The sequence below is a fragment of the Bradyrhizobium sp. Pa8 genome (genome assembly GCF_052588265.1).
Map to the genome: position 1 here is coordinate 1,061,815 of NZ_CP176767.1, position 17,077 is coordinate 1,078,891.

17 protein-coding genes and 1 riboswitch are annotated in these 17,077 nt (G+C 65.5%); of the genes, 9 read left to right on the forward strand and 8 right to left on the reverse strand.

Features of this window, described 5'->3' with window-relative positions:
- Positions 1–53: 53 nt before the first annotated feature.
- Positions 54–755 (reverse strand): SDR family NAD(P)-dependent oxidoreductase, encoded by a 702-nt coding sequence (locus ACKWRH_RS04950; protein ID WP_445219558.1) that lies wholly within the window; start codon positions 753–755, stop codon positions 54–56.
- Positions 756–987: 232 nt separating this feature from the next.
- Between ACKWRH_RS04950 and ACKWRH_RS04955 the strand changes: the two genes are divergently transcribed.
- Positions 988–2,772, forward strand: coding sequence for an acyl-CoA dehydrogenase family protein (locus tag ACKWRH_RS04955; RefSeq protein ID WP_445219559.1), 1,785 nt, complete (start codon positions 988–990; stop codon positions 2,770–2,772).
- Positions 2,773–2,817: 45 nt separating this feature from the next.
- Positions 2,818–3,906 (forward strand): Zn-dependent alcohol dehydrogenase, encoded by a 1,089-nt coding sequence (locus ACKWRH_RS04960; RefSeq protein ID WP_445219560.1) that lies wholly within the window; start codon positions 2,818–2,820, stop codon positions 3,904–3,906.
- A gap of 225 nt (positions 3,907–4,131) precedes the next feature.
- Here the strand turns inward: ACKWRH_RS04960 and ACKWRH_RS04965 are convergent, their stop codons facing one another.
- Both ACKWRH_RS04965 and ACKWRH_RS04970 read right to left on the reverse strand, forming a co-directional pair.
- The gene (locus tag ACKWRH_RS04965; RefSeq protein WP_028147294.1) at positions 4,132–4,506 is read right to left on the reverse strand and encodes a response regulator; all 375 of its coding nucleotides are present in this window, start codon (positions 4,504–4,506) and stop codon (positions 4,132–4,134) included.
- A 59-nt stretch (positions 4,507–4,565) separates the two neighbouring features.
- Positions 4,566–5,444: an MJ0042-type zinc finger domain-containing protein gene (locus tag ACKWRH_RS04970; RefSeq protein ID WP_445219561.1), complete on the reverse strand. Its 879-nt coding sequence runs from the start codon at positions 5,442–5,444 to the stop codon at positions 4,566–4,568.
- 181 nt (positions 5,445–5,625) lie between these two features.
- Here ACKWRH_RS04970 and ftsE point away from each other — a divergent pair, with 181 nt between their 5' ends.
- The 4 genes from ftsE to ACKWRH_RS04990 all read left to right on the forward strand — a co-directional run bounded on the left by ftsE (position 5,626) and on the right by ACKWRH_RS04990 (position 8,808).
- On the forward strand, positions 5,626–6,285 hold the full coding sequence (gene ftsE, locus ACKWRH_RS04975) for a cell division ATP-binding protein FtsE (protein WP_014491659.1): 660 nt from the start codon (positions 5,626–5,628) through the stop codon (positions 6,283–6,285).
- Entirely contained in the window at positions 6,278–7,246 is a 969-nt protein-coding gene (locus tag ACKWRH_RS04980) for a cell division protein FtsX (RefSeq protein WP_445219562.1), read from the forward strand. The genes ftsE and ACKWRH_RS04980 overlap by 8 nt, the downstream gene beginning before the upstream one ends.
- Positions 7,247–7,318: 72 nt before the next feature.
- Complete coding sequence (locus tag ACKWRH_RS04985) at positions 7,319–8,023, forward strand: YdcF family protein (protein WP_445219563.1); 705 nt, start codon at positions 7,319–7,321, stop codon at positions 8,021–8,023.
- An 11-nt stretch (positions 8,024–8,034) separates the two neighbouring features.
- A complete protein-coding gene (locus ACKWRH_RS04990; RefSeq protein WP_445219564.1) occupies positions 8,035–8,808 on the forward strand; it encodes a lysophospholipid acyltransferase family protein in 774 nt (257 codons plus the stop codon).
- Here ACKWRH_RS04990 and ACKWRH_RS04995 read toward each other — a convergent pair.
- Complete coding sequence (locus tag ACKWRH_RS04995; RefSeq protein ID WP_028147288.1) at positions 8,805–9,416, reverse strand: gamma-glutamylcyclotransferase; 612 nt, start codon at positions 9,414–9,416, stop codon at positions 8,805–8,807. The genes ACKWRH_RS04990 and ACKWRH_RS04995 overlap by 4 nt on opposite strands.
- Before the next feature lie 110 nt (positions 9,417–9,526).
- On the opposite strand from ACKWRH_RS04995, the gene ACKWRH_RS05000 reads away from it, so the two are divergent.
- Positions 9,527–10,711 carry a DUF2125 domain-containing protein gene (locus ACKWRH_RS05000; protein ID WP_038942666.1) on the forward strand — a complete coding sequence of 395 codons (1,185 nt, stop codon included), beginning with the start codon at positions 9,527–9,529 and terminating at the stop codon, positions 10,709–10,711.
- Between the two features lie 117 nt (positions 10,712–10,828).
- On the opposite strand, the gene ACKWRH_RS05005 is transcribed toward ACKWRH_RS05000, so the two are convergent.
- The 3 genes from ACKWRH_RS05005 to ACKWRH_RS05015 are packed head-to-tail and all read right to left on the reverse strand — an operon-like array spanning position 10,829 to position 13,743.
- Positions 10,829–11,767 (reverse strand): prephenate/arogenate dehydrogenase family protein, encoded by a 939-nt coding sequence (locus ACKWRH_RS05005; protein WP_445219565.1) that lies wholly within the window; start codon positions 11,765–11,767, stop codon positions 10,829–10,831.
- Positions 11,764–12,858 (reverse strand): pyridoxal phosphate-dependent aminotransferase, encoded by a 1,095-nt coding sequence (locus tag ACKWRH_RS05010; protein ID WP_445219566.1) that lies wholly within the window; start codon positions 12,856–12,858, stop codon positions 11,764–11,766. The genes ACKWRH_RS05005 and ACKWRH_RS05010 overlap by 4 nt, the downstream gene beginning before the upstream one ends.
- A 36-nt stretch (positions 12,859–12,894) precedes the next feature.
- Positions 12,895–13,743, reverse strand: coding sequence for a chorismate mutase (locus ACKWRH_RS05015; RefSeq protein WP_445219567.1), 849 nt, complete (start codon positions 13,741–13,743; stop codon positions 12,895–12,897).
- Between the two features lie 204 nt (positions 13,744–13,947).
- Positions 13,948–14,027, forward strand: a riboswitch (SAM riboswitch).
- Between the two features lie 91 nt (positions 14,028–14,118).
- Here ACKWRH_RS05015 and metX point away from each other — a divergent pair.
- Positions 14,119–15,321, forward strand: a complete 1,203-nt coding sequence (gene metX / locus ACKWRH_RS05020; protein WP_445222626.1) for a homoserine O-acetyltransferase MetX — start codon at positions 14,119–14,121, stop codon at positions 15,319–15,321.
- Positions 15,322–15,336: 15 nt separating this feature from the next.
- The gene (gene metW / locus ACKWRH_RS05025; RefSeq protein ID WP_445219568.1) at positions 15,337–15,999 is read left to right on the forward strand and encodes a methionine biosynthesis protein MetW; all 663 of its coding nucleotides are present in this window, start codon (positions 15,337–15,339) and stop codon (positions 15,997–15,999) included.
- A 50-nt stretch (positions 16,000–16,049) separates the two neighbouring features.
- Here the strand turns inward: metW and ACKWRH_RS05030 are convergent, their stop codons facing one another.
- Positions 16,050–16,913, reverse strand: a complete 864-nt coding sequence (locus ACKWRH_RS05030) for an alpha/beta fold hydrolase (protein ID WP_445219569.1) — start codon at positions 16,911–16,913, stop codon at positions 16,050–16,052.
- Positions 16,914–17,077 lie beyond the last annotated feature (164 nt).

The following is a 17,077-nucleotide window of genomic DNA, read 5'->3' on the forward strand; positions in this document are numbered from 1 at the left end:
TCTCTGGATTGCTTCGCTTCGTTCGCAATGACGGTTGTTGTTGCTTTAACGCCTCAAAACTTCTCCACCCACGGCCGCAGCTCCAGCTCCCAGCTCCAGGCGCTGCGCGGCTGCTGCAGCACGTTCCAATAGCTCTGCGCGATCGCGTCGGGATCGAGCATCGAATCCGGCTTCTCGGCGGGTTCCGCGTGCGCCGCGCTGCGAATGCCGCCGTCGATCACGAAATGCGCGATGTGGATGCCCTGCGGCGAGAGCTCGCGCGCCAGGCTCTGCGCCAGCCCTCGCAGCGCGAACTTGCCCATCGCGAACGAGGCCGACTGCGCATAGCCCTTGACGCTTGCGGATGCGCCGGTGAACAGGATCGCGCCGTGCTTGTTCGGCAGCATGCGCTTGGCCGCCTGCTGCGCCACCAGGAAGCCGCCATAGGCGCTGATCGCGATCGCCTGCGCGACATCGGCCGGAACGAGATCGACGAACGGCCCGCGCGTGCGGCCGCTGGCGTTGTAGACGACGAGATCGGGCGTGCCGATCTCGCGTTCGACCAGGCCGAACAGCCGCTCGACCTCCTCAGGCTCGGTGGCGTTGCAGGCATAGGCCTTGGCGCCGGTCTCGCTACAGAGCGCGCCTAGTTTCTCGATCTTGCGCGCGGCCAGCGCGACGCGGATGCCTTGCGCAGACAGCAGCCGCGCCAGCGAGCCGCTCAGGCCTTCGCCGGCGCCGACGATGAGCGCGATCTTGTATTTCGGATGTTCCATGGCGTGATCTCTCGGAGACGGGAAGCCGTTGATCTATGCATCCGCCGCGCGGACAACTAGCCGGGTCGGTCACAATTCCGCAGAGCGAATTGCTCCTTCACGGCGATCATGCCTCCCTGACAATTTGCGGCTTTATCGCTATCCGCGACTGGAGCATGATCGACATCAATCAACGCGGCAAGCGCCAAAACAGCGCAAAATGTTCGCAGGGCGGAAACCGAAGAGGACGATCATGCACAAGCCGGTCACAGGTCAGCCAAAAACTGTCGCGGCCGCACCGTCCGGTCTGCTGGCGCCCGATACGTCAGGCATGAATTTCTATCGCGCCGATCCGGCGCTGACTGATCTGTTGCGTATCCATCTGCCGGACACGCTGTTCCGCCACATCGAGCCGCATCTCGATCGCCTCGGCGAACTCGCCGGCGGTCATCTCGATGATTGCGCGCGGCTCGCCGACCGGCACACGCCGGTGCTGCACCAGCGCGACAAGTTCGGCCGCGACGTGCAGTGGATCGAATATCATCCGGCCTATCGCGAACTGGAGAACGCCGCGTTCGGCGAATTCGGCATCCACGCGCTTTCGATCCGCAAGGGCATCATGGGCTGGCCGGACAAATATCCCGTCGTGGCAAAACACGCCTTCACCTTCCTGTTCAACCAGACCGAATTCGGCATGGGCTGCCCGATCAACGTCACCGACGGCTGCGCAAAGCTCTTGGCGAATTTCGGCAGCGAGGCGCTGAAGGCGAAATACCTCGACGGTCTCACCCAGACCGACATGAGCATGCTGACCCAGGGCGGCCAGTTCATGACCGAGAAGGAGGGCGGCTCCGACGTCGGTACGCTGACCACGCGCGCCGTGCGGGAGGGCGACCATTGGCGTCTCCATGGCGAAAAATGGTTCTGCTCGAATGCAGATGCCAAGGTCGTGATGCTGCTGGCGCGTCCCGAAGGCGCCGGCCCCGGCACGCGCGGCGTCGGCCTGTTCCTGATGCCGCGCTTCCTCGACGACGGTTCGCAGAACCACTATCGGATCGTGCGCCTCAAGGACAAGCTCGGCACCCGCTCGATGGCCTCGGGCGAGATCAAGCTCGAAGGCGCGATCGCCTATGCCGTCGGAAAGCTCGACCGCGGTTTCGTGCAGATGGCCGAGATGGTCAATTCGTCGCGGCTCTCCAACGGTGTCAAGTCGACCGCGCTGATGCGCCGCGCCTATCATGATGCGATGACGGTGGCGAAGAACCGCGTGGTGTTCGGCAAGCGCATCATTGATCTGCCGCTCGGCCGCCGGCAGATGCTGAAGATCATGCTGCCGGTCGAGCAGGCGCTGTCGATGAGTTTTCTGACCGCCGACGCACTCGACCGCGCCGAGGCTGGCAGTCAGGATGCTGCGGCGCTGCTGCGCATCCTCACGCCGACGCTGAAGTTCCGTGCGACGCGCGATGCGCGCAAGGTTTGCGGCGACGCGCTCGAGATGCGCGGCGGCATCGGCTATATCGAGGAATTCGCCACGCCCCGCCTGCTGCGCGATGCGCATCTCGGCTCGGTCTGGGAGGGCACCGGCAACATCGTCGCCATCGATGCGCTCCGGCGCGCGGTCGGCCGCCACGGCGCAGAATCCGCGCTCGCTGCCGATCTGCATGCGCGGCTCGATGATAGCGCGTCGGTCCCGCAGGCCTGGCGCGACAATTTGCGTGGTCTCGTCGATCGCGCCGTCGGGTTCGCGCGCGAGGTCGCGGGCAATTCCGAGAACGAGGCCGATGCGCGCCGCGCGACGAGCCTGCTCTATCACGTCGCAAGCGCGGTCGCGCTCGCCTGGGAAGCGCATCGCATCCACGAGATGCGCGGCGATGCGCGCCGGCTGCTGCTGTCGCGCCTCGTCATCGACCATCGCGTGTCGCCGAGCGATCCGTTCCGGCTGACGGAAAATGCCGCGCAAGCGAAGATCGCAGCGCTGCTGCTCGGTGACCGCGATGCCGGCATGAGCGAGGTTGGCGAACTGGTTCTGGCGGCGTAGGCTGCGCGCCACGATCAAATCAAAAAACGCGATAGGGAGTGCTCGATGAAGGCCGCCGTCCTCTATGAAGTCAATCAGCCGCTGGTCATCGAGGATGTCAGCCTGCCGAAGCCGGGCCCGCGCGAGGTTTTGATCCGGACTTCGGTCGCGGGCCTCTGTCACTCCGACCTGCATTTCATAGAAGGTCTCTATCCGCATCCGCTGCCCGCGGTGCTCGGGCACGAATCCGCCGGCATCGTCGAGCAGGTCGGCTCCGACGTCACCTATGTGAAGCCGGGCGATCACGTCGTGACGTGCCTGTCGGTGTTCTGCGGCACCTGCGACAACTGCACCACCGGCCGCACGGTGCTCTGCACCGACACCACCGTAAAGCTGCTGCCGGGCGCTTCCAACCGGATGCAATGGTCGAAGCCGGAGAAGCTGCATCAATTCCTCAACCTCTCGTCCTTCGCTGAGCAGATGCTGGTGCACGAGAATGCGATCGTCAAAATCCGGAAGGAAATGCCGCTCGACCTCGCCGCGCTGATCGGCTGCGGCGTCATCACCGGCTACGGCGCGGTGGTGAACACGGCGAAGGTGACGGCCGGCGAGACCGTGGCCGTGATCGGCTGTGGCGGTGTCGGCATGGCCGCGATCAACGGCGCGCAGATCGCAGGCGCGGGCCGTATCATCGCGATCGACACCAATCCGGCAAAGCTCCAGCTCGCGACCAAGCTGGGCGCGACCGATATCATCAATCCCGCCGACGGCGACGTCGTGAAGCAGGTCCGCGACCTCACCAATGGCGGCGTGCATCATTCCTTCGAGGTGCTCGGCCGCAAGGAGACCGCGGAGCAGGCTTTTGGCATGCTGGCGTCCGGTGGCACGGCCACCATCGTCGGCATGATCCCGTTCGGCCAGAAGATCGAGCTGCACGGCTTCGACTTCCTGCGTGAGCGTAGGATCCAGGGCTCATCGATGGGCTCCAACCATTTTCGCGTGGACATGCCGAGGTTGGTCGATTTCTACCTGCGCGGCCGCCTGCACCTGGAAGACTGGATCTCGGCCAAGCTGAAACTGGCGGAGATCAACGAGGGTTTTGCCAACATGAAGGCCGGCAAGACGCTGCGCAGCGTGATTGTGTTTGACAGCTAGCGCTGGCGTTCGCCGGTGTTGCGCCAAGATCGGTGTCATCGCCCGGCTTGCCGGCTTCGCTAAGGCTTCGGCGGCCAAGTGAGTTCTTGGCCCGGAGAAGACCCTTGGCGGAGACGGGACCGGGCGATCCAGTATTCCAGAGACCGGTTGTGATTGAACCGAGAGGCCGCGGCGTACTGGATGCCCCGGTCAAGGCCGGGGCATGACAGCGGAATACGACGCCCGCTACGCCTTCTTCGCTGCCAGCGCGTCCGCAACCGCCGTACGGATGTCGGCCACCGAGAACGGCTTGGTCACGACGTCATGCACCAGCGCATTCAAATTCGAGGCGCGCTCGCGCTGGTCGGCAAAGCCGGTCATCAGCAAAATGGTGAGGTCAGGGAAATCGCGCGCGGCGGAGAGCGCCAGCGCGATGCCGTCCATCACCGGCATCTGGATGTCGGTGAGCAGGAGATCGAACGCGCCGTTCTCGCGGGTCAGGATTTCCAGCGCCTCGGCGCCGTCCTGCGCGGTGACGGTCTCGTGGCCATCCATGGCGATGGCGCGCGCGACCAGCTGGCGCATCGAATCCTCGTCGTCGGCGATCAGGATTTTGGGCATGAGACCAACCTTGGGACCAACCTCACGGCCAACCTTCCTCGCGGGATCTGCAAAATCGATTATACGCTGCCGCCGGCAATGTCGCGTCGGTTGAAGAAGCGAACGTCGATATTGCGACCCTCCGGCGGCGGCGAGGCCAGGCGCGAGCGGAAGAAGGCGCGTTCACCCGGCTGCAGCACGGTCTGCTCCAGCACGGTGTTCCAGGCGTAGATCTCCGCCCCCTGCGCGTCGCGCACCGCAAAGCGGAGCCGCGGGATATCGAGCGGCTTCTTGCTTTGACCGACGATCACGCCCTCGATCACCAGCACCTGCTTACCGTCCACGGTCTCGCTAGAGAGCTTGACGTCCTTGAACGCCAGCCCGCGCAAATTAACTTCGAGTCCGATCATCTTGTAGAACGCCGCCGTCTGCGGCAGCAGCCGGACCATGTCGCCGCGCCAGATGACCAGCGCCAGCACCAGCGCGCCCATGGCGGCGCAGGCGGTCGGCAGGCCGAAATGGGATTTTCGCGCGGCCTCGGTGGGGGCCTGACGCCTCACCCGTGCCCCGCGGCGGCTGAACAGGCCGCGGAACCAGGACTGGTGCTGCGCGCCGGCGACGTCATCCTCGGCGGCGCGGGCCGCCGCTGACCATTCGTCCTCGGTCTCCTGGGCGTCCTCGGCCGGCCAGTCGCTGGCGATCGAGGGGCTGTCGACGACAGGCGTGTCGGCGGCGCCGTCGTCCCTGGCGTAGGAGTTCCACTGCTCGGCGAGGTCGGACTGGTCGTCGGCCTGGCGGGCCGCCGCCATGGCCGGGACGGACGCCTCCTCGATGGCATCCTCGGCATAGGCGACCCAGGTCTCCTTGCAGCGGGAGCAGCGGACCGTCCGTCCGTTCGCCCCCAGGCTCGCGGGCTTGATGGCGTAGGATGTCGTACAATGGGGGCAGACGATATGCATGGACACGAGCCTTGATGCACGGACTGGTCTTGACGATGCTTCGGTCGCGGCGAACCGGGCATCCCAGATGCTACAGAGCGACCGTTAACGAACCGGAAACCATAACGGCCGCAAAACCCGTTGATCGCGTGTGGCGGAGCGCAGCAGCGCGGCCCGCGCCCCCTCTCGAACGGAGCTGAGCTTGGTTCGGTTCGAAAATGTCGGATTGCGTTACGGACTGGGGCCGGAGATTCTGCGCGACCTCAGTTTCGAGATTCCGGCGCATTCCTTCCAGTTCCTCACCGGCCCGTCCGGCGCCGGCAAGACCTCGCTGCTGCGTCTGTTGTTCCTGTCGCACCGGCCGACGCGCGGCCTCGTCAATCTGTTCGGCCACGACATCTCGCAGCTAGGCAAGGACGAGATCGCGGATTTGCGCAAGCGCATCGGCATCGTGCTCCAGGACTTCCGCCTGCTTGACCACATGACGACCTATGAGAACGTCGCCTTGCCGTTCCGCGTCATGGGCCGCAGCGAGTCGAGCTACCGCAAGGAGGTGATCGATCTGTTGCGCTGGGTCGGCCTTGGTGACCGCATGGACGCGCTGCCGCCGATTCTGTCCGGCGGCGAGAAGCAGCGCGCGGCGATCGCGCGCGCCGTGATCTCGCGGCCGCAGCTCCTGCTCGCCGACGAGCCGACCGGCAGCGTCGATCCGACGCTCGGCCGCCGGCTGCTGCGGTTGTTCATCGAGCTCAACAAATCGGGTACCGCCGTCATCATCGCCACCCACGACATCGGCCTGATGGACCAGTACGAGGCGCGACGCTTCGTGCTGCACCAGGGGCGGCTGCACGTCTATGAGTAGGCCCGACGACCGCGGCGTGCTGGTCGATCTCGGACAGGAGCGTCCGCAGCTTCCGCCCAAGGCGCGCAACATGTCGCCGATCGTGCCGCGCGCCTCGATCCACGGCCGCGCGCTGGTTGCCGTCGTCGCCATCATGACCTTCCTCGCCTCGATGACCACGGGCACGGTGCTGCTCGTCAGCGCCTCCGCCGCGGAATGGCAGTCGGACGTTGCAAGCGAAATCACCATCCAGGTCCGCCCGCAGACCGGCCGCGATCTCGATCGCGACACCGCGGCGGTGACGGAGGCCATGCGCGCGCAGGCCGGCATCGTCGAGGTCAAGCCGTTCACCAAGGACGAGAGCGGCAAGCTGCTCGAGCCCTGGCTCGGCACCGGCCTGTCGATGGATGATTTGCCGGTGCCGCGCATGATCATCGCGCGCGTGCAGCCCGGCACGCCGCTCGATCTCGGCGCCTTGCGCGCGCGCGTGACCCAGGCCGCCCCAAGCGCCAGCGTCGACGATCACCGCGCCTGGATCGAGCGGATGCGCTCGATGACCAACGCCACTGTGCTCGCCGGCATCGGCATCCTCGCCCTCGTCATCATCGCGACCATCATCTCGGTCTCGTTCGCGACCCGCGGCGCCATGGCGGCGAACCGCCCGATCGTCGAGGTCCTGCATTTCGTCGGCGCCGGCGACCGGTACATCGCCAACCGCTTCCTGCGTCACTTCCTCAGGCTGGGCCTGGAGGGCGGCGTGATCGGCGGCGGCGCCGCTATGCTGGTGTTCGGCTTCTCCGAGTCGATCGCCGGCTGGTTTTCCGGGACCCCCGTCGGCGACCAGTTCGCAGCTCTGCTCGGCACCTTCTCGCTGCGGCCGTCGGGCTACATCGTGCTCGCCGTGCAGGCGGTGCTGATCGGCGCCATCACCGCGGTAGCCTCGCGCCAGACGCTGTTCGCGACGCTGAATGACGTCGATTGAGCCCGATAAACCGGACTCCACTTCGCCTCAAAACGTCCTAAAATCATCCGGGGAAGGGATCACCGACATCATATGACCTCGCCGACCGACGATCGATCGCCGAAACTGCCGCGCGGCTGGCTGCGCGCGGCATTGGTATCGACGATCGCGTTCGTCTTCGTCGGCGCGGCGGCGGGCTTCATTGCCTTCCTGTCGCAATTGCGCGGCGCCGAGATCGCGCCGGACCGCAAGGCTGATGGCATCGTGGTGCTGACCGGCGGCTCCTCGCGGGTGTCGGATGCGATGGAGCTCCTGGCGGCCGGCTACGGCAAGCGGCTCCTGATCTCCGGCGTGCACCCGACCTCGACGGCGAGCGACATCTCCCGGACGCTGCCGGAGAACCAGTCCTTCATGCATTGCTGTGTCGATCTCGACCGCACCGCGGTCTCGACCCGCGGCAACGCGGCGGAAGCGCGGCGCTGGGCCGAGGGACGTGGCTTCAGATCGCTGATCGTCGTCACCTCGAATTATCACATGCCGCGCGCGCTGGTGGAGTTCTCGCATGCGATGCCGGAGACCACGCTGATCCCGTTCGCAGTGGTCGGCGAAAAATGGCGCGAGGAGCCGTGGTGGACCTCGCCTTCCACCTTGCGGCTGCTCCTGTCCGAATACGTCAAGTACATCGCCGCCGAGCTGAGGGTGCGGCTGGAGGATTTCGGGATTGACCTTTCGCCCGAGATGTCGGAGCAGCCTGCAGGCGTGGCGCAGAGGCGGCCCGCCACGGCACAGGCCAATTGATCGGACCATCGATGTTTTTGATTTTCCTGCGCTCGCTCCTGTTCAACGTGCTGTTTTACGCCGTGCTGGTGTGTCTCGCGATCGTGGCGCTGCCGACCTTCGCATTGCCGCCGCGCGCCATGCTGACGGTCGCGCAATGGTGGGCGAAGGCGACGCTGTTCCTGATGCGCGTGATCTGCAACATCAAGGTCGAGTTTCGCGGCGTCGAGAAGATCCCGGCAGGGCCGCTGGTGATCGTGGCGAAGCATCAGTCGTTCTGGGAGACGTTCGTGCTGCCGGGCTTCTTCAACCGTCCGATCTTCATCCTCAAGCGTCAGCTCATGCAGATCCCGGTGTTCGGCCAGTTCCTGGTCAAGACTGGAATGATCGCAATCGATCGCAAGGCCGGCGTGAAGGCGCTGCTGGACATGACGCGGCGGGCGCGCGAGGCGGTGCGCGCAGGCGGGCAGCTCGTGATCTTTCCGGAAGGCACACGCCGGGCGCCCGGCGCTGCGCCCGATTACAAGACCGGCTTTGCGCAGATCTATTCATCCTGTGGCGTGCGGTGCCTGCCGATCGCGCTCAATTCCGGCTTGTTCTGGCCACGCCGCACCTTCATGCGCTATCCCGGCACGCTGGTGGTCGAGTTCCTCGATCCGCTGCCATCAGGCCTGCCGAAAGACGAGTTTCTCTCTCGCGTGCAGACCGCCATCGAAGACGCGACCGCTCGTCTCGTGGAAGCGGGCCGGAAAGAGCAGGAGCAGCTGATCGGCTCGTCGCCGAGTTACGCGCCGTCGGAGCGCTAGCGGTTCTCGCGATCTTCGGCAGGAGCCGGCGCGTGCAGCGAATGCGCATCACCATGCAGCATGGTCGCGAGCTGATGCAATTGCGTGTCGCGAAAACCTTCGGCCTCGATCGCCTTCACCGTTGCCGTCACGTAGTCGCGGTTGGCGCCGGATTGGCCATGGCCCTGGACGACATGGCGATGCTGGTCGGCGAGCGACAGCCGGCCGGCATATTGGACATGACCGCGGTCGACGACATAGGCGAGCGCGGAAACGCGCTGTCGCGCATCGTTCTCAAGCCACACCGAGCGCATCACCTCGCGATAGACGGAGGTGACCTGCTCGCGCGCCCGCAGATAGGCGACGACGTCGGCGCGGTCCTTCTCGGCGACGCGAAAAGCAATGCCGCGGCAGGCGCCGCCGCGGTCGAGCCCGAGCACCAGGCCCGGCTGCTCCGGCGTGCCGCGATGTACGAAGGAATAGACGCAGAGCGCGCGGTGCTCGCCGACCAGCCGCGCCGGGACGCGTTCCCTGAATTCGAAGCCCGGCCGCCACATCAGCGAGCCATAGCCGAACACCCAGAGGTCGCCCTTGGCTGTTGTGACGGAGGGAAGGGTGATTTCCGACATTTCGGGCACGGCTACCAGAACGACGCCCCCAAGCGAAGCGAATTCTCGGCCTTTCGGGGCGGCCGAACCCCGCTTACATTTGACAAAATCTGAGGTCAAAGGGTCGCCGCATGTCAGATATGACCGTTGCCACAGGCCGCCGCCCCCGTTGGGGCCTTTTCATCGCCCCCATTATCCTCCTGATCCTCGCCGTCGCGTGGAGCTGTTTCTGGTTCTATGCGGCCTCGCAGGCCGAAATCGCCGCAGACGCCTGGCGGGCGCAGGAGGCCAAGTCCGGCCGCATCTATGATTGCGCCAAGCGCTCGATCGCCGGCTTCCCGTTCCGCTTCGAGGTCCAGTGTTCCGGCGCCAGCGTCGCCCTGGTGTCGCAGAACGCCAGCAAGACGCCGTTCACGGCCAGGCTCGACAACATCCTGGTCGTCGCTCAGGTCTACGATCCCAAGCGCGTCATCGCCGAATTCTCCGCGCCGGCGACGCTCACTGACGGCGTCACGCAAAACACCTTCGTGGTGAATTGGAGCAAGGGCCGCAGCAGCGTGGTCGGCCTGCCGGCGGTGCCGGATCGCGCCTCCATCGTGTTCGACGATCCCGTCATCAATCGTCTCGACGGCAGCGTGCAGGTGCCGCTCGCGCGTGCCAAGCAGGTCGAACTGCACGGTCGCCTCGCGGACGGGTCGCCGTCGGATCATCCTGTCATCGAGACCGTGCTGCACGTCGCGCAGGGCAGCATCCAGGGCGTTCATCCCTTGCTCGCCGAGCCGTTCGAGGCGGACACGCGCGCGAAGATCACGGGCCTCTCCGACCTCACGCCAAAGCCGTGGCCGCAACGCTTCCGCGAGATCCAGGCCGCCGGCGGTCACATCGAGATCGTGCAGTCGCGCGTCCAGCAGGGCGAGATGATCGCGGTTGCGGCCGGAACGCTCGGCCTCTCGGCCAATGGCCGACTCGACGGCGAATTGCAGATGACGGTGACCGGCCTCGAGCGCGTGATCCCGGCGCTCGGCATCGAGAAGATGCTGGAGGAGGGGGTGCCGCAGGCCACCCTCGACCGCGTCGCGCCCGGCGTGAAGTCGCAGGACCTCAACAATCTGTTCGGCGCACTCGACCGCGCCGTTCCCGGCCTCGGCAAGGTCATCAAGCAGAACGCCAATGCCGGCGTCGCGGCCGGCATCAATTCGATCGGCACCGAGAGCACGCTTGAGGGCAAGAAGGCGAGGAGCTTCCCCCTGAAGTTCGTCGACGGCGCCGTGCTACTCGGCCCGGTCAAGGTCGGGCAGATCCCGCCGCTGTATTGAAGCCTCGTCATTCCGGGGCGATGCGTAGCATCGAACCCGGAATCCATTTCACCGCGTGCGCTGTGGCCCAATAGATTCCGGGCTCGCCCTTCGGGCGCCCCGGAATGACCAGGAGCTTCACGGCTTCTTGCCGAGCTGCCCATGCTGGCGGCCGAAATCTGCCGCCGCCGAATCCTGGCCGATCTCGACGATGCCGCGGCGGATGGCGCGCGTGCGGGTGAAGTGGTCGAACAGCGCCTCGCCGTCGCCGCGGCGGATCGCGCGGGTAAGCTTGGCGAGGTCCTCGGTGAAGGTGCCGAGCATTTCCAGCACGGCCTCCTTGTTGGCGAGGAAGACGTCGCGCCACATCGTCGGATCGGACGCCGCGATGCGGGTGAAATCGCGAAAGCCGCCGGCCGAGAACTTGATCACCTCGGACTCCGTCACCTGCGCCAGCTCGTCGGCGGTGCCGACGATGGTGTAGGCGATCAGATGCGGCAGATGGCTGGTGATCGCGAGCACAAGATCATGATGATCCGGCGTCATGATCTCGACCTTGGCGCCCATCGCCGCCCAGAATGCGCGCAGCCGATCGGTGGCCGCCACATCGACGCCTTCCGGCGGCGTCAGGATGCACCAGCGGTTGATGAAGAGCTCGGCGAAGCCGGAATCGGGGCCGGAATGCTCGGTGCCCGCGACGGGATGCGCCGGCACGAAATGAATGGTCTTCGGCAGATGCGGCGCCATGTCCCTGACGATCGCGCCCTTGACCGAGCCGACGTCGGAGACGATCGCGCCGGGCTTCAGATGCGCCGCAATCTCCTGCGCCACCGGCCCGCAGGCGCCGACGGGAATGCAGAGGATGACGAGATCGGCATCCTTCACCGCTTCCGCATTGGTCGCCACGACCTGGTCGACGATGCCGAGCTCCATCACCCGCGCGCGCGTCTTCTCCGAGCGCGCGGTGGTGACGATCTCGGAGGCCAAGCCCTGGAGCTTCGCAGCGCGCGCGATCGAGCCGCCGATCAGGCCGAAGCCGATCAGCGCAACGCGCTGGAAGTGCGGCTGTACGCTCATTTGCCGGCCATGAAATCGCGCAAGCCGTCGACGACGAGGCGGTTGGCCTCCTCGGTGCCGATGGTCATGCGCAGCGAATGCGGCAGGCCGTAATTCTTCAGCGCGCGCAGCACGAGGCCCCGCCGGGTCAGGTAGGCATCGGCCTCGTCGGAGGTCTTGCCCTTTTCCGGGAAGTGGATCAGCACGAAATTGGCGACGCCCGGCGTCACCTTCAGTCCGAGCTTGCCGATCTCCTCGGTCAGCCAGTTGCGCCAGGTCTCGGTGAACTGCTTCGACATCGCCTGGTGCGCGGTGTCCTCGATCGCGGCGACCGCGGCATACATCGCCGGCGTCGACACGTTGAAGGGACCGCGGATGCGGTTGACCGCGTCGATGACGTGCTCGGGCCCGAACATCCAGCCGATGCGCAGCGCGGCGAGGCCGTGGATCTTGGAGAAGGTGTGCGTCAACACGGTGTTCTCGGTGGTGGCGACGAGCTCGATTCCCATCTCGTAGTCGTTGCGCGAGACGTAATCGGAATAGGCGGCATCCAGCACCAGCAGCACGTGCGAGGGCAGGCCGGCGCGCAGCCGCTTGACCTCGTCGAACGGCACATAGGTGCCGGTCGGATTGTTGGGGTTCGCGAGCCAGACCAGTTTCGTCTTTGGCGTCACCGCCTTGAGGATGGCATCGACGTCGCAGGTGAGGTTGGTCTCCTGCGCGACGACGTTCCTTGCGCCGACCGCCATGGTCGCGATCGGGTAGACCAGGAAGCCGTGGGTGGTCGAGATCGCCTCGTCGCCCTGGCTGAGATAGGTGTGGGCGAGCAGATTGAGGATCTCGTCCGAGCCGGCGCCGCAGATGATGCGGTTGGGGTCGAGCCCGAAGGAACGGCCGATCGCTTCGCGTAGCACGCGCGAGGTCCCTTCCGGATAATCTTCCAGATGCGCCGCCACGTTCTTGAAGGCCTCGATCGCCTTCGGTGAGGGCCCGAAGGGCGTCTCGTTGGCCGAGAGCTTGAACACCTTGCGGCCCGGCTCCGCCACCGGGCTCTTGCCGGGCGTGTAGGGCGCAATATCGAGAATGCCGGGATTCGGCACGGGGCGGGACATCTTCAACTCCGGAAGTAGCTTTAAGCGGTTCGCGATCTACGATTTCGACCCGGTCGAGGGCACCGTATAGCGCGTTGCGTGGCTGCCGACGAGGGCCGTGGAGCGCACCGAGGCCCCCGCTTCGATCAGGGCAGCCTTGATCTTGTCGATGCTGGTCGCGCTCGTGACCGAGACCAGCAGCGCCGCGCCGTCGAAGGCGGTATCGGGCACCGCCACGATCTCGGCGAGCGGCGATAACGTCCGCGCGACTTCGGCGTTCCACCCGGACACGCGCACGCTGAAGGTCTCGACCTCCGTCACAAGGGCGCTGTCGGCGACGCGCGAGATCGCGAACACCGGCAGTGCGGCCGGATGGTCGGCGCGCTCGACAAAGGGCATCCGCGCAATGATCTTCGGCGCACCGTTGGCTTCCAGCTCCAGCCACCACGGCGTGCGGCTCGAGGTCGCCGACACCAGCGCCAGGTCGCCCTTGGATTTCGCCACCGCCTCGACCGCCGCCTGCGCGCTGAAATGCGCGACGTAAGGCACGGTGAAGCCGAAATGGAAGCGCGCGGAATCGCGCATCGCCGGCTCGCTCACCGAGATGTCGGCATGCACGGAGAACGGCGCCTGGACATAGGTGAAGGTCGCGATGATGACGCGCCAGATGCTCTCGACGGTGTCGAGCGGCAGGATGCCGCGATGACGCTGGACGAGGTCACGCATCATGGCGGCCTCGCGCGCCGGGCGGAACGCCGAGCCGACCTCCTGGGTCTGCTTCACCTGGATCAGGCGGTCGATGATGTCGCCGCGCTGCATCAGCAGGCGATGCATGCCCTCGTCGATCGCGTCGATCTCCTTGCGCAATTCCTGGAGCGATGGTGGCGCGGGCGGAAATTGGGACATATCTGACTGGACTGTTGAGAGGCGTTCCAATGCGGATCGGCCAGGCAAGCTGGTAGGTTCGGATCCGCTGCGATCGATATCCTGATTAGGCAGTCGGGGCGGCGAAAGCAAAGAGAAATCACGTCCTTTTGGGCTGACGTGACAGAGACGAATTTGGCTAATCCGGACCGCGACTTGACGAAAACCGCCCAAGACAGTAGGTTTTGCCTGTTCCGTGGTCATTTGAGCCGGCCGGCTTGCAGCCACGTTAAAAAACTCGCTAAACAGGCCGGGGACCCTTTCGATCCCGGCCGAACCTATCGTTCAGGCCGGGTTTTTCATGGCCTGATGTCACTGCGATCGAACGTCTGATCGCAAACGAGGTCGATGTCAGAGATGGGTGGCGTCAAGTCTGTGCCGAGTCCCGCGATCAGTGCCGACGACCGGTCGCATGAGGCGGATCATCCGAATTCGCAGGTCGCGCAGTTCGGCGCCGAGCAGCCGCTGCGGCTCGATTGCGGCATTGATCTCACCCCGTTCCAGATCGCCTACCAGACCTATGGCGAGCTCAACGCCGATGGCTCCAACGCGGTGCTGATCTGCCATGCGCTGACGGGCGATCAGCATGTCGCCAACGTGCATCCCGTCACCGGCAAGTCGGGCTGGTGGGAGACGCTGGTCGGTCCCGGCCGACCTCTTGATCCTCAGCACTACTTCATCATTTGCGCCAACGTGATCGGCGGCTGCATGGGCTCGACCGGGCCGGCCTCGATCAATCCGGCGACCGGCAAGGTGTGGGGCCTGGATTTCCCCGTCATCACCATTCCCGACATGGTGCGCGCGCAGGCGCTGCTGATCGACCGGCTCGGCATCGACACGTTGTTCGCGGTGGTCGGCGGCTCGATGGGCGGCATGCAGGTGCTGCAATGGACCGCGGCCTATCCCAAGCGCGTGTACTCCGCGCTGGCGATTGCCTGCGCGACGCGGCACTCGGCGCAGAACATCGCCTTCCACGAGCTCGGCCGCCAGGCGGTGATGGCCGATCCCGACTGGCACAACGGCCGCTACACGGATCAGGGCATCCATCCGCATCGCGGACTTGCGGTAGCACGGATGGCCGCGCACATCACCTATCTCTCGGACGCCGCGCTGCATCGCAAGTTCGGCCGCCGCATGCAGGACCGCGAGCTGCCGACCTTCTCGTTCGACGCCGATTTTCAGGTCGAGAGCTATCTGCGCTACCAGGGCTCGTCCTTCGTCGAGCGGTTCGACGCCAACTCCTATCTCTATCTGACCCGCGCGATGGACTATTTCGACATCGCCGGCGACCACGGCGGCGTGCTGGCGAAAGCGTTCGCGGGCATCGAGACGCGCTTCTGCGTGGTCTCCTTCACCAGCGACTGGCTGTTCCCGACCTCGGAATCGCGCGCACTGGTGCATGCGCTCAACGCGTCGAGCGCGCGGGTGTCGTTCGCCGAGATCGAGACGGATCGCGGCCATGACGCCTTCCTGCTCGACGTGCCCGAATTCTTCGATATCGCCCGGGCCTTCCTGCAATCGGCAGGGAAGGCGCGCGGGCTCACCGCCAGGAATGACTGACAAGGACGGCTAGCGATGTCTGTGCAGGAAGTGCTGCCGCTGGGCGGCGTTGCGAGCGAGCAGTCCGGCCAGTTTCGCGCCGACCATCTGCTGGTCGCCGAGATGGTCAAGCCCGGCTCGAAAGTGCTCGACGTCGGCTGCGGCGAGGGCGACCTGCTCCAGCTTTTGGAGACCCGCGGCATCGACGGGCGCGGCATCGAGCTGTCGCGCGAAGGCGTCAACCGCTGCGTCGCCAAGGGCCTCGCGGTGGTGCAGGGCGATGCCGACACCGATCTCGTCAACTATCCCGACGACGCCTTCGATTACGTCATCCTGTCGCAGACGCTGCAGGCGACGCGGCAGCCGCGGGTCGTGCTGGAGAATCTGCTGCGCATCGGCCGCCGCGCCATCGTGTCGTTCCCGAATTTCGGCTTCTGGAAGATGCGGCTCCAGCTCCTGGTCGGCGGCCACATGCCGCGCACCGAGAATCTGCCCGCGACGTGGTACGACACCGCCAACATCCATTTCTGCACCATCAAGGATTTCGTCGAGCTCTGCGACGCGATCCACGTCAAGATGGAGCGTGCCGAGGCGCTGGATCTCTACGGCCGTCCGTTGCGGCTGCGATTGCCGTGGTGGGTGTGGAACATGTTCGGCGAGCAGGGCGTATTTCTGCTCACTCGCGGGCAGGGAAAGTAGCTACTCGTCATTGCGGGCTACGCTGCGGAGCGTTTGGCGACGACTTCGTGCTAATGCGCCGCCAGCGACCGCGGATCGCGCACCGGCCAGCGCCCCGCTTCCACCAGCGTCACGAACCGCTCCACGCTCTCGTTGAACAGCGCGGGCTCCTCCAGATTGAGCACGTGGCCGCACTTCGGAAACATCGCGAGGCCCGCGGCCGGCAGGTGCTTCTTCAGGAACAGGCTTGCCCCGACGCAGGGATCGTCCTCGTCGCCGCAGATGATCAGCGCCGGCGTCGCTACGCCTCTGATCGCGTCGGTCATCGCAAAGATCGAGGGACGTCCGCCCTGGAAGCCGCGCATCGTGTTCGCGGAGCCCTTGGCGTCGTGCCGCGCCAGCGCGGCGTAGAAATCGGCGTGGCCGCGCGGATCTTTCACCAGGAAGGGAATCCGGCTCGGCGCCTCGCGCGTGACCTTTGCGACTTCGGCGGAGCCCAGCGTCTCGAACTGCTCGGCATTGGCGCGGCACTGCTTGCGCCAATTGTCGAGATTCTCGATCTCCGATCCTGAGCCCACGCCGGCCAGCGTCATCGACAGCGCGCGCTGCGGCGCGTTCAACCCGATCTGGAGTGACGAATAGGCGCCCATCGACAGGCCGACGAGATGCGCGCGCTCGATCTTGAGATGATCGAGCACCGCGAGCGCGTCTGTATAGAAATGCGTGTAAGTGTAGACCTCGCCATCGGGCACGTCCGACGGCGTGTAGCCGCGCGCGGAATAGGTGATGCAGCGATGGCCGCGCGAGAAGTAGCGCATCTGCGGCTCCCAATTGGTGTAGTCGGCCGCGAACTCGTGCAGAAAAATAATCGGCGATCCCTGACCCGCTTCCTCGAAGTAGATGCGGACGTCATCCCTGGTCGTGGCGTGGGGCATTAACTGTTTCCCTCTCTTCAAGCCGCCTTTGGAGGATTGCAGTTAATGCTGTTGTCCGCAATGCGGCAGCATCAAACCAGCACGGCACAAAATCATCGCAGCCATTCGCCGTCGCGGCTGTCTTTTTCTCGCCACATGTGGCGGCTTAACGGCCAGACGGATGC